Origin of the sequence: Streptomyces sp. NBC_00647 (assembly GCF_045207245.1) — a bacterium.
Lineage (GTDB): Bacteria > Actinomycetota > Actinomycetes > Streptomycetales > Streptomycetaceae > Streptomyces.
In genome coordinates, this window is sequence record NZ_CP109040.1 from 5,450,933 (window position 1) to 5,464,245 (window position 13,313).

Genomic DNA, 13,313 nt, shown 5'->3' on the forward strand with positions numbered 1-13,313 from the left:
GTTTCGCTGTCGGCGGGTCGTCGTCGGTGAACCTTGAAATCGTAGCCGACATGGGTGGGCCGCCCGCTTCCCGTTTTAAGGCGTGGGAAGGGGCGGCCCGATGGTGCGGTGTACGGGGGTTACGGGCGCCAGTTCTCCAGGACGCCGTCGTAGACCTCGACGTCCGTCAGTTCGCGCGGGGCCGGGCCCGCGTGGAAGAAGGCCGTGTTCCCGGTCTTCAGCCGACGGAGGTAGTCGAAGGCCTTGTTGTCCTGCTCGCCGAAGGCGACGAAGGAGAAGAAGACGCCCGGGTGGTCCTTCGCCGCGTCGGTGAGGGACTGGGTGGCGGGGGTCTTGGCGTCGGGGGCGCCGTCCGTCTGGAAGATCACCAGGGCCGGGTCGGTGGTGTCCGACTTCTGGTAGTGGGTGACGACTTCCTCCACCGCCGCGTGGTAGCTCGTACGGCCCATGCGGCCGAGGCCGGCGTGCAGGTCGTCGATCTTGTTCTCGTGCTCGGTGAGCGTGAGAGCGCCGGTGCCGTCCAGCTCCGTGGAGAAGAAGACGACGTGGACGGTCGCGTTCGGGTCCAGGTGGGCGGCGAGGGCCAGGGCCTGCTCGCCGAGGGCCTGGGCGGAGCCGTCCTTGTAGTACGCGCGCATCGACGCGGAGCGGTCGAGGACGAGGTAGATCTTGGCGCGCGTGCCGGTGAGGTCCCGCTTCTGGAGCGCGGTACCCGCTTCGTTGTACGCCGTGACCAGGGCCGGGGCCTCGGACTTCACCCGCGTCAGCGGGACGGCGGGGGCACCCGGGGTGGCCTCGGCTTCGCCGTCGGCGGCAACCACTTCCGCCTCGGCCACGCCCTCGGCCTCGACCTCCGCCTCGGCTTCGCCCTCGGCGTCCTCGCTCCCACCCGCACCACCCGTGCCGCTCTCGACCTCGGCTGCGGGTGCCACCTGTGGAGCCTCGTCGCCGTCGGCGGCCGCGGGCTCGTCCACCTGCGCGGCCACGGGCGTGACCTCCTCGGCGACGACCGGCTCCGCCTCGACGGCAGGCGCCGCCTCGGGCTCGGGCTCGACGACCGGCTCGGGCTCGACCACGGCGACGGGCTCGGCCTCGCCGACCGGCTCGGCCTCTACGACCGTCTCGGCGACGGGCTCGGCCTCAGGCTCGGCAACGGGCTCGGCCTCTGCGACCGCTTCGGCCTCGACCGCTTCGGCCTCGGCCGCGGGGGCCTCGGGCTCGACCGTCGGCTCAGCCTCGGCCTCCACGACGGGCTCGGCTTCTACGACCGGCTCAGCCTCGGCCTCGGCAACGAGCTCGGCTTCCGTCTCGGCGACGGGCTCCGCTTCGGCGACCGGCTCGGCCTCCACGACGGGCTCCGCCTCAGCCTCGGCGACCGGCTCGGCCTCGGCGAGCGGCTCGACGGCGGGCTCAGTCTCGGGCTCGGCAACGGGCTCGGCCTCGACCACGGTCGTCGGCTCTGCCGCCGGCTCCGTCACGGCCACCGGATCCGCCGCGGGCTCCGCTTCCGGCTTCGCCTCCGCGGGCGTTTCCGGGGACTCTTCCGCCGGCTGTTCTGCCGTGGGGGTCCCCTCTGAAGCGGGGGACGAGGTCTGCTTCGGCACCGTCACGTTGTCGAAGGCGGCCGAAACCAGCTCGTCGACCACGGAGGGCTGGGGCTCGGAGGCGGGAGCCGGAATCTTCGGCTCGGCCTCCGTCACCCGGGCGGAGGCCGGCTCGGCCTCCGGGGACGGTGCCGGCTCCGTGGCGGGAGCCGGGACCGTCGGAGTCGACGTTGCCTCTCGCGAGGTCTCCGCGTCGGCGTCACGACCCTTGCGTGAGCGGCCGAACGCATTCCGCAGGAGAGTGAGAATGCCCATGTGCGCAACCCTTCGCGTGAGTTGATCCCGTCAATCCCTGGCCAGGACGGACACGTAAGGTTAGCGGCCACAGATGGTGATCTTCGGCAGGGGCGGCACAGTGCCCCGACAGGGACGGCACCCCGCCGAACAGGCACGTCAACACCCTTACGGCTCCTGCGGGTTCACTCCTCGTTCACCGGAGCGCAGGGTTCCCGCATGCACCTCCCCCTAGCGTCACGCTGACATCAAGGGATCGCAAAGGGAGAGTAAAGTGCGTCGAATGCTGCCGTTGATCGGAACGCCCGGATCGCATCCGGGCGGCCGGTCCGCCATGACCTGCCGGTTCCGCTGTGGTGACGCCTGCTTCCACGAGGTGCCCAACACCAGCGACAACGCCTACGTCGGCGATGTCATCGCCGGTGCGCTCAGCCGCCGTTCGATGATGCGGGCCGCGGCCGTCGTGACCGTGGCCTCGGCGACGGGTGCCGCCGTCCTCGGTGCCGGTGCCACGGAGGCGCAGGCTCAGGGTGGAGCGCAGGGACAGCCGGCGAGCGGCACGGCGCACCAGGGCGGCCGGGGGGCACGAGGGCTGCGCTTCGCGCCGGTCGCGCCCAACACCACCGATGCCGTGGTGGTTCCGGACGGATACGGACAGAACGTCGTCATCCGCTGGGGCGAGCCCATCCTGCGCGGTGCCCCCGCCTTCGACCCCGAGCACCAGACCGCCGCGGCCCAGGCGGGCCAGTTCGGCTACAACAACGACTTCCTCGCGCTGCTTCCGCTGCCCGGTGAGCGCGGGCGGCAGCTCCTCGTCGCCAACCACGAGTACACCGACGAGATCCTGATGTTCCGCGGCTACGACGCCGCCGCCCCGACCCGCGAGCAGGTCGAGGTCGCCTGGGCGGCGCACGGGCTGTCCGCCGTCGTCGTCGAGGAGGACCGCAGGACGGGCAGGCTCACCGCCGTCACCCGGCACCACCTCAACCGCCGGGTCACCGCCACCACCGAGTTCCGCCTCACCGGTCCCGCCGCGGGGTCGCCCCTGCTCCGCACGTCCGCCGACCCGACCGGCCGCAAGGTCCTCGGCACGCTCAACAACTGTTCCGGCGGCACCACCCCCTGGGGCACCACGCTGCACGGCGAGGAGAACTTCAACCAGTACTTCGCCAACAGCAGCCGCCCCACCGACCAGCGCTACGGCATCGGAACCGGCGCCACCGAGCGCAAATGGGAACGTTTCGACCAGCGGTTCGACGTCGCCCAGGAGCCCAACGAGGTCCACCGGTTCGGATACGTCGTCGAGTTCGACCCGTACGACCCGGCCTCCACGCCCCGCAAGCACACCGCGCTCGGCCGCTTCAAGCACGAGGCCGCCACCGTCCGGCTCACCGACGACGGCCGTCCGGTCGTCTACACCGGGGACGACGAGCGCTTCGACTACTTCTACAAGTTCGTCGGCAGCAAGCGGATGAAGCACGGCTCCTCCCGCAGCGTCCGCGAGCACAACCTCACCCTGCTCGACGAGGGCACGCTGTACGTCGCCCGGCTCACCGGCGACTCCCCGGCCACCGAGATCGACGGCACCGGAAAGCTCCCGGCCGACGGTGAGTTCGACGGCTCAGGCGAGTGGATCCCGCTGGCCACCGCCACCGCCCACGGCGCCGTCTCGCACGTCGACGGGATGACGGCCGACGAGGTGTTCGTCTTCACCCGGCTCGCCGGTGACAAGGCCGGGGCGACCAAGATGGACCGGCCCGAGGACATCCAGCCCTCGCCGCACACCGGCAAGGTCTACGTCGCCCTCACCAACAACACCAACCGCGGCAAGGCCGGCCTCGCCCCCGCCGACGAGGCCAACCCGCGCAACGCCAACAAGCACGGCCACATCCTCGAGCTCACGGAGCGCCGCGGCCGCGCGGAGGCGACCGCCTTCGCCTGGTCGCTGTTCCTCGTCGCGGGCGACCCTGCCGACCCGGCCACCTACTTCGCGGGCTTCCCGAAGGACAGGGTCAGCCCGATCTCCTGCCCGGACAACGTGGCGTTCGACCCGCACGGCAACCTGTGGATCTCCACCGACGGCAACCAGCTCGGCTCGCACGACGGCCTCTTCGGTGTCGCCACGCGCGGTGAGCGGCGCGGTGAGCTGAAGCAGTTCCTGACCGTGCCGACCGGTGCGGAGACCTGCGGTCCGCTCGTGCAGGACCGGCGCGTGATCGTCGCCGTCCAGCACCCGGGCGAGATCGACGGCGCCTCCGTGGAGAAGCCGGCGAGTGTCTGGCCCGACGGCCCCGGGAAGATCGTCCGGCCCGCGGTCGTCGCCGTGTGGCGCACGGACGGCTGCGACGTGGGGATCTGACGCCGGGCGCCTGGACGAAAGGCGAGGGGGTGTGGCGGTCAGTGCGGTGAGGCGATCGCTCTGGCCGCCGCGACCTCCTGCCGTACCGGTTCGAGCACGCTGCCCGAGGGGCCGGTGAGGTCGGTGCGGACGGCGACGAGCACGTCCGTCTCGCGCAGTCCCTCGGACAGCTCCCGCAGTTGGAGCGCGACGGTGGAGATCTCGACCGACGACGGCTCGGCCGCGCCCTGTTTCACGTGGACCCGCGCGGCGGTCGTCGCGTCCACGATCCGTTCGACGGCGACGACGAGCGGCATCCAGGCGGCGGCCCGGCGCCCGTTGGGCGGCGGTTCGGTCAGGGCGCGCTGGAACTCCGTACGGATGGAGGAGAGATCGCGGTACAGGCGGCGGCGGCTGCGGGCGCGGGCCGCGGGTTCGGCGGTGTCCCCGAAGGCCAGCTCGACATAGCCGGCGGTGTCGGCGACCGCGTCCGCGAGCCGGTCGCCGACCCGGGCGTGCCAGCTCTCCGGCCAGAGGAGGTACCCGGCCACCAGGGCGATCGCGCAGCCGATGAGGGAGTCGACGAGGCGGGGCACGATGAGCCCGGTGCCCTGGTGGTTGAGGTTGTCGGACAGCAGCAGGATCACCGGGGTGATGGCGGCGGTCTGGTAGCCGTAGCCACGGGGGGTCAGGACCGGGATGAGCGGGGCGAGCACCATCATCACGGGCACGTCCCACCAGCCGCGCGGCACCACGGTCAGCACGGCCGCCGCGACCACCAGACCGGCGACCGTGCCGATCGCGCGCAGCAGCGCCCGGGAGAAGACGGAGCCGTAGTCGGGCTTCATGACGAACGTGATGGTGAGCGCGACCCAGTAGGAGCGCGGCACCGCGACGGTCGAGACCAGCACCTGGCCGAGGCCGATGCACAGGGCGAGGCGGGTGCCGTAGCGCCAGGAGGCGGAGGACAACAGGACGCCACGGGTGGCGCGGGCGGCGCGGACGCGGAGCGCGGCGGGCCGGCCGAGGCGGTCGTCGAGGGCGCGCGCGTCGGGGGACCGGTCCGAGACGACACCGGAGGCGTGCCGCAGGGCGTGGTCGACGGCGCGAGCGGTCTCGTCCACCGGGGTGGGCAGGCGCAGTTCCAGGGGGCCGGTGTCGCCGGTCTCGACGGCCTCGGCGAGCCGGCGGACGGCGGCGGGGATCTCGGCGGGCAGGGGCACGCCCCGCTGGTGGGCCGCGGGGGCGGCCTCCACGACCGGGGTGACGGCGTTGAGCTGGGCGAGCAGCCGGACGAGGTCGGGGCTGCGGCCGTGGTGGAAGGCGCGCCGGGCGAGGACGACGTCGTACGCCTGGTTGAGCGACTGGGTGACGGCGACGCGGAGGCCTTCGTAGGCGTCGGTGCCGCTCGCGGCGAGCAGGTCGGCGACCTTGCGGTAGGTGTCGGCGACGGCGGACCGTTCCGGCACGCCCGAGCGCAGCGGCCAGGCGAGCAGGGCCAGCGCGAGGACCAGGAGCCCGCCGCCGGACATCAGGACCGGGGCGAGCCACCAGGCGCCGGGCAGCGGAAGTCCGGCGCCGATCACGCAGTTGAGGAGCAGCAGCAGTCCGCTGACGGAGGCGACGGCGCCGATCGACGAGATCATCCCGGAGATCAGGGCGACCCCCGTCACGGCGAGGACGGCGACCCAGCCGTGCCCGAAGACCGCGGCGCCGATGGTGACGCCGATCGCGCCGAAGAACTGCGGGACGGCGATGTTGAAGATCCGCATGCGGTACGCGTCCGCGGTGTCGCCGATGACTCCGGACAGCGCGCCCATGGAGGCGAGGGCGCCGTACGCGGGTCGGCCGTAGGCGAAGCCGATGGCGAGGGGGAGCGACAGGGCGACGGCGGCGCGTACGGCGGCGGGCCGGTTGACGGGTGCCCGCTGCGGTTGGAGGTTCCTGACCAGCCAGTCGGGAGGGGTGAGGCCGATGGGGAACTCGCGGGACATGTGCCAAGTATGGGGGTATCCGGAAGGCGGCTCCCGGCTCAATCCCGCTGGTGGAGGGTGAGGTCGACGACGAGGGCGCGGTGGTCGCTGCCGCTGATCCGCAGGAAGGCGGCCCGGTCCGCGGAGAAGTCGGCGGAGACCAGGACGTGGTCGATCTGCGCGCCGAACGCCGGCGTGGTCCTGGCCGGCCAGCTCGGGGTCCGAGGGGAGCCCGTGAGCCGGGCGCTGTCGCGCAGTCCGGTGTCGAGGATGCGGCGGAAGGCGGCGTGGTCCTGGGAGGCGTTGAAGTCCCCGGCGAGGACGGTGGGTTCACGGGACCGGTCCGCGTAGTCGCGCAGTTCGCCCAGTTCGTGCCGCCAGACGCCGAGTTGGCCCGGGAGCGGGGGCATCGGATGGGCGAGCTGCAGCCGCACGGCGTGACCCCGTACGTCGGCGACGGCGCCCGGCATGCCCATGGTCCCGCGCACGCCGTCGGCGCCCTTCAGCGGGAACCGGCTCATGACGACGGACCCGTCGGACCCGGCCCCCTCGACGGCCTCCCGGTACGGATACACGCCTTCGTCGCCTCCGAAGGCGTCCTCCAGCGCTCGCGAACATCCGTAGTCGCACTCCTCGACGAACAGGATGTCGGGCGCGCGACGTCGGACGGCCTCGATCAGCGAACCGGTCCCCCGCCCGAACTCCACGTTGGAGGTCATGACCCGCAGCCCGGCGAGCGGACGGCCGCCGGGTTCATCGGCCCTGCCGTAGGGCTGGATGAACCAGGCGACGAACCCCAGGAGGGCGACCCCCCACACCAGGCCCGTCCGCCAGCGCGCGAGCAGGGCGAGCAGCAGGGCGAGGCCGGTCGGTACGAGCAACCACGGCAGGAACGCCAGCAGTTGCGGTACGGGTGTGATCCCGTCGGTGTCGGCCGCCCTGCACCCGACGACGACGCTCACCCCCGCCAGCAGCAGACCGGCCACCCAGACCCCGAAGGTCCGGCCGCCCCGCCGCTCCCGGTACGCCGGGTCCTCCGCGCCCGTCCACTGGGCCGCCGCAGTGTCCAACTCCCCGCCTTCCGCTCGTCCCGGTGAGGTGTCCGAATCCTCCCCCGAAGACGGGGTGCGGTGGTGGAGGGTTGCCCGACGCGGTGTCCGGCCCCGGAGCGGTCCGGACGGCCCCCGCTCGGGGCAGTCTCAGACGCCGACCTGTGTCGACTGCTCCGCCGGAGCCGGCCGGGTCGCCCTGGCCGCCTGCCGGTGGCGCGTGCAGACGCCGACGAGCACGGCGGTAAGAGCCACCGTCAGACCCATGGCCAGCAGCAGCCAGCAGACGAACCGGAGGGTCTCGGTCAGGGCGTCGTACACCGCGCCCGCGGCCGTGCGGGACACGTCGGGCGGCAGGTCGTCGAGTGTGAGCGTGCGGCCCACGGTGATCGCGACACCGAGCAGCGTGGCGCCCAGCGCGGTGCCGAGGCCCGTCGCGAGGACCGCCCGGCGGCGGCACACGGCGACGATGATGCCCGCCGCCGCGAAGACGACCGACGCCACCGGCAGCCAGAAACCGGCGAGTTCGAGCACGTGGAACCCCTTCCGGAGCCGGGCCATGTCCTCGGCCTCGAGCACGGTGATCTCGGTGTGCTCGACGGGGATGCGGGCGGCCAACGGCATGTGGTCGTCGGCGAGTCGGCGTTTGACCCGCTCGGTGACGGGCGCGAGGTCGACGGTCACCGCACCCTCACGGTCCTCGCGCAGCGCCCGCATCACGGCCTCGTGCGCGGCCAGGTTGGCCGCCTCCCACGCCGTGCGGTACGCCTCGGTCTCGGTGAACGAGCGCACCGCGTCCCGCACGAAATGGTTCACCGGCCCCTGGAGCCTCGGCCGTACGTGGACTTCGCGCAGGATGCCGTCGGTGACGCCGGCCGCGATCGCGTCCCGTACGTCGGCGTCGGCGGCGAGCGGCGCCATGGTGGCCTCGTACCGCGCCGAATCGCCGAGCCCGTACATCGCCCAGGTCGACAGCGCGCCGAGCGGCGCGAGCAGGCAGGCGAGGCCGATCAGCACGGTCGAGAGAGCGCTCCGGACACGAGGGGACACCTCTTCAGGCAAGGCCTCCCGGCCGCCGTCCGCGAGCGGGTTGACTGCAAATGGGCGCATATGACAAGCCGAACGGGGAGCCGCCACGCCCGTGAAGCCGCGTTCCGACCCCCGTCCGGCTCTCTTCGACGGCCTCCCACGCCGCCTTCCACCCCCGCGGATCCCAGTCGCCCCAAGGGCTCCGTCCGCTCCGGTGGAGCCCTCACCCGAACGGGTGTTTCCTGGATCTGGGGAAAAGGAGGCCGATATGCGCACCACCCCGGCCCTGCGGACTCTTGCCGCGGCCCTGCTCAGCGGCGGTGTACTGACCGTCGCGGCCGCCGGCACCTCCATGGCGGCGGCACCGTCGGCGCACACCGACAACGGTGGCGGCTCCGGCAGTCCCGTATGGGGCACCGTCGTCTCCCGTGGAGAACTGAACCTGCGACTCCAGCCCAGCACGAACTCGCCCGTCGTCGGCGCGCTTTCACCGGGCAGTCAGGACCGCGTCCAGTGCGCGGTGACCGGACAGAGCGTCTTCGGCGACACCCATTGGTACTGGCTGGTCGGCGCCCACGCATGGGCGAGCGCCGCGTTCGTCGACACCGGCGGCCAGTGGGTGCCCAGTTGCTCGGACCCGTGCCCCGGTGAGAAGGACGGGGTGTGGCACAACGCGCACTGGGACAACGACCGGAACCCGCGCAACGACCCCGGCTGGAGTTCGACCGGCTCCACCTGGAGCTTCAGCGTCTCCAGCTCCTGGACCTGGACCGTGTCCGGCTCCTCCTCGAACTCCTCGAACTCCTGGGACTGGGTCCCAGGTGGCAGGTGAGTAGGTGAGTGAGGGAGACGCACGAGGCCCCGGCTCCCGCCGGGGCCTCGTGCGCCGTATGCCGTGGTGACGTGTCCGTCGTGGCGACGTGTCAGACGTGGTGACGTGTCAGCTGTGGTGACGTGTCAGACGTGTGCCGTTCCGGCCTCCCGCGAGGCCGGAACGGCACAGGACGACGTCAGCTCGCCTTTCCCGCAGCGTCCTCGCGCGTGTAGTAGCGGTAGAAGGCCACCGCGAACACGCCCACGGCGACCGCCAGCGACATGAACACGGACCGCAGGACGGTCGCGTCGGTCTGGCTGTACAGGAAACCGAACGCACAGCCCGCGAACGCGGCCCACGCCACCGCATGAAGTTCGCGCCGCATCATCGGCGCCAGCGCGCGGACGCCGATGTAGGCCGCCGCGAACGCGATGGCGCACACGAAGCCGAACAGCACGTTCCAGCCAGTGATCGCACCGGTGTCCCGGTTGATGGCGGCGGCCCAGAAGCCGTAGACGAGACCGGCGGCGACGGGTACCGCCCACTTCGCGATCGTGTGGGTCTGCGCCCCGAAGACGTCGGTCGATCCGGATGTACTCGCTGTCCCTGAAACAGGTGCGGCTTGAGCCATGGGAGGACTCCTCTCTGCTCGCCCCCGCCTTCCAGGTCACACCTCGCCGGAGCCCCTGGCAAGTCGGGACGGGAGGCCGTCGCAGGGCTTCCGCGACGGGCCTCCGCCGGTCGTCGACGGGCGCCGGCGGGGGCGCGTGGATCACGGGCACATGCCGCGCCGGGACCTGTGGATCACGGGCACATGCCGCGCCGGGATGCGGTGATCATGGTCGCGTGCTTCGCTGAGGTGCATGAAGCTCGTACTCTTCGGCGCCACCGGCATGGTCGGCAGCCGTATCGCCACGGAGGCGTCGGCACGCGGACACCAGGTCGTCGCGGTCAGCCGGTCCGGGCAGTCCCCGGTGCCCGGGGTCGCCTCGACGGCGGCCGACGCCTCGGACCCGGCGAAGGTCGCCGAGCTCGTGGCCGGCGCGGACGCCGTGGGGTCGGCATGCGTCCCGCCCCGGGACGGCTCGGATCCCCGCGAACCCTTCCTCGTCCTCAATCAGTCCCTGGTGGACGGCGTCCGGACGGCCGGGGTACGGCGGCTCGTGATCGTCGGCGGCGCGGGCACCCTGGAGGTCGCGCCCGGTCAGGCCGCCTGTGACCAGCCCGACTTCCCGGAGACCTACCTTCCCGAGGCCCTGGCCCACCGCGACGCCCTCGCCTTCTACCGGGCGTACGTCGACGACCTCGACTGGACCTACATCTCGCCCGCCGCGGAGATCGGTCCGGGCGAACGCACGGGCGAATTCAGGATCGGCGGCGACCGCATGCTCACCGACGCCGAGGGCCACAGCCGGATCAGCGCCGAGGACTACGCGATGGCCTTCGTCGACCAGTTGGAGATGCCCGTCCACCCGAACGGCCGGATGTCGGTCGCGTACTGAGCGCGCAGAACGGGAGGCGGTACGGCGAGGTGGCCGCCCGTGGATCCACCCTCGACGGATTCCCGCGTGCCGGACGGCCGGACGACGTCCAACGGCAGAAACCCCTGCGTGCGCGCGGGCGCAGCGTCGCCTGGGTGCCGCCGCTGCTGCTGCTCATCGCCATCGCGCTGCTCGACGCGAACACCTCCGGCAGGTTCCGGATCATCTCCTGGGTGGCCCTGGTACCGGCCATCGCCGCGGCGATCTGCGGGGTGCGGGGCACAGCGGCCTTCGCCGTGCTGTCGCTGCTCACGTACGTCGTCGTCGACAGGTCGTGGCCGCACGAGTACCGGACGGGTCTGCCCGATTTCATCCTCGTCCTGGCGGGCGGAGTCCTCGCGGTCCTCGCCTGCTCGGTGCGGGTGCGCGGTGAGCGGCGCATGCTGCACATGAGGGATGTGGCCGAGACGACCCGCCGTACCGTGCTGCGCCCGATGCCGCCGGGCTGGGGCGGCCTGGACCACGCCGCCGTCTACCTCACCGCCGACAGCGACGCCCGGGTCGGCGGCGACTTCTACGACATCCAGCCCGGCCCGCACGGCACCCGCCTGCTGCTCGGCGACGTCCAGGGCAAAGGACTCGCCGCGGTGGAGGCGGCGGCCGCTCTGCTCGGCACGTTCCGCGAGGCGGCGTACCACGAACCGGTCCTCGCCACGGTCGCCGGCCGGCTGGAGGTCCGGATGCTGCGGCACGTCGGCTACTGCGCGGCTCTCGGCCGCGACGAGGGCGACCGTTTCGCGACCGGCGTCCTGGTCGCCTTCTCCGAGGACACGACGGCCACCGTCGAGGTCATCAACTTCGGCCACGAACCTCCGCTCGTGGTCACTCCCGACGGCGTACGGAGCCTGCCGCCCGGGGACGGACTGCCGCTCGGATTCAGCGAGTTGACGTCCGGGCCGCCGCCGGTGCTGCGGGTTCCGCTGGCTCCCGGCGAGACGCTGCTCCTCGTCACGGACGGCGTGACGGAGGCCCGCGACGCGGCGGGGGACTTCTTCCCGCTCCGCGACGCCCTCGTGAGGGCACTGGCCCGGGACCCGCGCACCGCCGACCCGCGTCTCCTCGTGCGGTTCGTCCGCGACGGCACCCTGGACCACTGCGGCGGCCGACTCGCCGACGACACGACGATCTTCGCCGTACGGCGGCGGGCTCCCGGCGGCCGGCGGGCGTAGCGGGGACGGCGGACCGGGACGTCAGGTCCGGTCGGGCGGTGGTGAGTTCGCCCGCCGCGCGTCCCCCCTTTGCATGCGCAGCGGTTACGGTGCTGACGTACCTGATCGATGGGGGAGGGAACCTATGCCCGGAACCGTGCTGCTTCTCGCGGCCTCGCCGGTGGGCAAGGGGTGTCTGGTGGACGCGGCCTCCGTGCTCCCCGTGCTCGCGGCCGTCGCCCCGTCGGTGCTCTCGGGCACCGAGACCGCGAACGTCGTGGAGCTGGCCGACCCGTTGGAGCCGCAGGCCGTGCTGACCCGGCTGCGCGCGGCCGCGACGTCTCCGGGACCGCTGACGATGTTCGTGACCGGGCAGCTCCAACTGGACCGCCGCCAGCGGCTTCCCCATCTCGCGCTGGCCCGCACCACCCCGGCGACGGTCCGCTACACGGCCTTCCCCTGGCACTGGGTCACCGAGGAACTCCGGCTGCGTCCACCGGGCCTGACGAGCGTCTTCGTCGACCTGCACACGGACGCGGACACCTGGACGCACCTCGCCGGGCGCCCTCTCGCGGTGGGTCCGGCGACCGCCCTGTACGGCCGGGTCGCCCCGCCGCCGCCCCGTCGTACGGTGGCGCAGCCGACGTACATGAGAGCCGTCGCCACCATCCTTCGCAGCGGTCACCGGCCTCCCCTCCTCCAGCTTCACCAGCAGGCGCTGACGAGGACGTCGGGCGAGGACGCGGCGGCCCGGCCGGGGGCGGCGGATCTGCTGTTCGCACCCGGGCAGGGCGGTCCGGGCGCGCCCGCTTCCGCCGCTGCCCCGGCTGCGGTGGTCGCCGAGACCGGCGCGCCGCCGTTCCCGCCCGGTCCCGGGCAGTCCTGGGCCGGGCAGCCGTGGCCCCCGGCCCCGGCGTTCACGACCGTGACATCTCCGCCGCCGCTCCCGCAGGCCCCGCCGCCCGCTCCGTTCGCGTCGCCCGCGCCGCAGGCCCCGCCGCCCGCTCCGTCCGCGCCGCTCACGCCGCACGGGCCGCCCCTCGGCGCACCGTCCCGGGGTGGGCCGTCCACCTCGCCGGGCTCTCAACCGGCCGTCCCGCCGCGGCCGATGGCGGTCGCCATCCCCGGCCAGGCGACTCCACGGGAGAGTTCACCGTCCTCCGATCCCCATGGGGAGATCACCGCGGCCGTCCGGGCCGGACGGCACGGTGAGGCCGTCGGGTTGGCGGGCCGCCGGGAGGAGGAGGCGCTGCACGCGTACGGGCCCGGCTCCGAGCAGGTGCTGCACTGGATGGAGGTGCGGGCGGATCTGGCGATGTTCGCGGGGGACCCCGAGCGCAGCTGCCGTATCTGGCTGGCGGTCGCGGTGGCCCGGCTGGACGCGGGGCAGGCCGCGGACGCCCCGGAGGTGGAGTCGGCGGTGGACCGCGCGCACCACCAGTGGGGCCGTGTCGGCGATCCGGCGCGGGCCCGCGAACTCGGCGCGGAACTGGCGCGGTTGAGGCTGCGCGTGCCCGGGCGCCGGGAAGGCGCGCTGGACCACGTCCAGGAGCAGTTGCGCCAGTTGCAGACGCAGGCCTGAG

General features: G+C 73.0%; 10 protein-coding genes. 5 read left to right on the forward strand and 5 right to left on the reverse strand.

Annotated features, from left to right (window positions below):
- Nucleotides 1-119: 119 nt before the first annotated feature.
- Nucleotides 120-1,859, reverse strand: coding sequence for a VWA domain-containing protein (locus OG788_RS23945; RefSeq protein WP_406373317.1), 1,740 nt, complete (start codon nucleotides 1,857-1,859; stop codon nucleotides 120-122).
- Nucleotides 1,860-2,112: 253 nt separating this feature from the next.
- Here OG788_RS23945 and OG788_RS23950 point away from each other — a divergent pair, with 253 nt between their 5' ends.
- Nucleotides 2,113-4,197 (forward strand): PhoX family protein, encoded by a 2,085-nt coding sequence (locus OG788_RS23950; protein WP_406373318.1) that lies wholly within the window; start codon nucleotides 2,113-2,115, stop codon nucleotides 4,195-4,197.
- 38 nt (nucleotides 4,198-4,235) lie between these two features.
- On the opposite strand, the gene OG788_RS23955 is transcribed toward OG788_RS23950, so the two are convergent.
- From OG788_RS23955 to OG788_RS23965, 3 genes are all read right to left on the reverse strand, one after another.
- The gene (locus OG788_RS23955) at nucleotides 4,236-6,170 is read right to left on the reverse strand and encodes an FUSC family protein (RefSeq protein ID WP_406373319.1); all 1,935 of its coding nucleotides are present in this window, start codon (nucleotides 6,168-6,170) and stop codon (nucleotides 4,236-4,238) included.
- Nucleotides 6,171-6,208: 38 nt separating this feature from the next.
- A complete protein-coding gene (locus OG788_RS23960) occupies nucleotides 6,209-7,219 on the reverse strand; it encodes an endonuclease/exonuclease/phosphatase family protein (protein WP_406373320.1) in 1,011 nt (336 codons plus the stop codon).
- A 129-nt stretch (nucleotides 7,220-7,348) separates the two neighbouring features.
- Nucleotides 7,349-8,248, reverse strand: a complete 900-nt coding sequence (locus tag OG788_RS23965; protein WP_406373321.1) for a hypothetical protein — start codon at nucleotides 8,246-8,248, stop codon at nucleotides 7,349-7,351.
- A gap of 247 nt (nucleotides 8,249-8,495) precedes the next feature.
- Here OG788_RS23965 and OG788_RS23970 point away from each other — a divergent pair, with 247 nt between their 5' ends.
- Entirely contained in the window at nucleotides 8,496-9,059 is a 564-nt protein-coding gene (locus OG788_RS23970; protein ID WP_406373322.1) for an SH3 domain-containing protein, read from the forward strand.
- Nucleotides 9,060-9,237: 178 nt separating this feature from the next.
- On the opposite strand, the gene OG788_RS23975 is transcribed toward OG788_RS23970, so the two are convergent.
- Nucleotides 9,238-9,672, reverse strand: a complete 435-nt coding sequence (locus OG788_RS23975) for a hypothetical protein (protein ID WP_406373323.1) — start codon at nucleotides 9,670-9,672, stop codon at nucleotides 9,238-9,240.
- 232 nt (nucleotides 9,673-9,904) lie between these two features.
- Here OG788_RS23975 and OG788_RS23980 point away from each other — a divergent pair, with 232 nt between their 5' ends.
- From OG788_RS23980 to OG788_RS23990, 3 genes are all read left to right on the forward strand, one after another.
- Entirely contained in the window at nucleotides 9,905-10,543 is a 639-nt protein-coding gene (locus OG788_RS23980) for an NAD(P)H-binding protein (protein WP_351552555.1), read from the forward strand.
- Nucleotides 10,544-10,572: 29 nt separating this feature from the next.
- Nucleotides 10,573-11,751 carry a PP2C family protein-serine/threonine phosphatase gene (locus OG788_RS23985; protein ID WP_406373324.1) on the forward strand — a complete coding sequence of 393 codons (1,179 nt, stop codon included), beginning with the start codon at nucleotides 10,573-10,575 and terminating at the stop codon, nucleotides 11,749-11,751.
- A gap of 124 nt (nucleotides 11,752-11,875) precedes the next feature.
- Nucleotides 11,876-13,312 carry a hypothetical protein gene (locus OG788_RS23990; RefSeq protein ID WP_406373325.1) on the forward strand — a complete coding sequence of 479 codons (1,437 nt, stop codon included), beginning with the start codon at nucleotides 11,876-11,878 and terminating at the stop codon, nucleotides 13,310-13,312.
- The last annotated feature ends 1 nt before the right edge of the window (nucleotide 13,313 follow it).